The sequence below is a fragment of the Flavobacterium muglaense genome, from assembly GCF_014305155.1.
GTDB classification, from domain to species: domain Bacteria; phylum Bacteroidota; class Bacteroidia; order Flavobacteriales; family Flavobacteriaceae; genus Flavobacterium; species Flavobacterium muglaense.
Genome location: NZ_JACRUK010000115.1, coordinates 1 through 1,368 on the forward strand (window position 1 = coordinate 1; position 1,368 = coordinate 1,368).

General features: G+C 34.0%; 1 protein-coding gene. It reads right to left on the reverse strand.

Annotated elements, in window-relative coordinates:
- Positions 1-253 precede the first annotated feature (253 nt).
- Complete coding sequence (locus tag H8R24_RS18010; RefSeq protein ID WP_187021836.1) at positions 254-1,081, reverse strand: mechanosensitive ion channel family protein; 828 nt, start codon at positions 1,079-1,081, stop codon at positions 254-256.
- Positions 1,082-1,368 lie beyond the last annotated feature (287 nt).

The following is a 1,368-nucleotide window of genomic DNA, read 5'->3' on the forward strand; positions in this document are numbered from 1 at the left end:
GCATTTAAACAAGAAAAAGTAGCTCTAAATACCTCTGTTTTATTGGATTTGCAATTTTTCAGCAAGCCCTAATTAACGAACCACTATTGTTTTTTTTTAGATAAACGACTAAAGCTTCTTGTTGATTTCAGGATAATTTGATCGTTAACTTAAGCTGGGGCCATTTTGCTTTAAGCAAAAAAAAATCTGCCACAGGTTAAACTGTGACAGATTATAAAGTTGTGCCTACTATCGTGAGGCTACAGTTGTTTTTTTATTGTTTTTGAACATGAACATCCATTTGCGGAAACGGAATGTTTAAGTCGTAATCTGGGAATTTAGTGTACACTTTTTCATTCATGTCAAAAAACACACCCCAGTAATCGGCTGTGTTCACCCATGCACGCACTGTAAAATTTACAGAGCTATCACCAAGTTCTGATAGTCCAATGAAGCCAGCTGGTTCCTGTAAAATACGGCTGTCTTCAGAAATAAATTGGTTAATGGCTTTTTTAAAATTATCTACATTATCACCGTAGGCAATCCCAAAAGTCCAGTCGACTCTTCGTATAGGTTCAGCTGAATAATTGACAAGAGCACCGGTAGAAAGTGGTCCGTTTGGAACGATAACCAATTTGTTGTCTAAGGTGTTCAATATCGTTGAGAAAACGCTAATTTCTTTTACAACACCAAGAAATCCTTGCGCTTCAATTAAATCGCCAATTTTAAATGGTTTTAAAATTAAAATAATTACTCCTCCAGCAAAGTTTTGTAGTGTTCCAGATAACGCTAGTCCAATAGCTAATCCAGCTGCACCAAGAATAGCTACAAATGATGTCATTTGTATGCCTACCATTCCCATTACGGTTATTGCAACTAATATTTTTAAAACGATATTCACTAAACTCGATAAAAAAGGAACTAGTGATTGATCAATTTTTGATTTTTCTAATGTTTGTCTGAATTTTTTGGTAATTAATTTGGAAACCCAAAGTCCGATGATAAGGACAATTATTGCGCCTATTAATTTGGGTATGTATTCGTATCCAAGGTTGGTTATTTTGTCTAAGTAATCGTTTGCAACTGAAATTTGTTGATTCATTTTTATTCTTTAATTTGTTTTTCTACTCGTTAGGCTTTTCGAATTCGCCCCGTTTTTTAAGTGGTCACTGGTCTCCACTTTTGGTATAAAAGGTAAAATACTCCGTTTTTATACTGTATTAGGTATGAAAAGTAGCTAGTATTTCAAATATACGTTTTAAAAAAATGAATCGCAAAAATTAAGACTAGAGATAAAAAAACCCGTCTGGAGAGGAGGGCACTGAAAAACTACGCATATTTTGATTAACGTCGTTTTCTAGAGATTAAAAAAGCGCTTATAATAGGATT

Bases quoted from the DNA above. Each gene is read 5' to 3' on its own strand.
- H8R24_RS18010 (WP_187021836.1), bottom strand. From the start codon at position 1,081: ATGAATCAACAAATTTCAGTTGCAAACGATTACTTAGACAAAATAACC.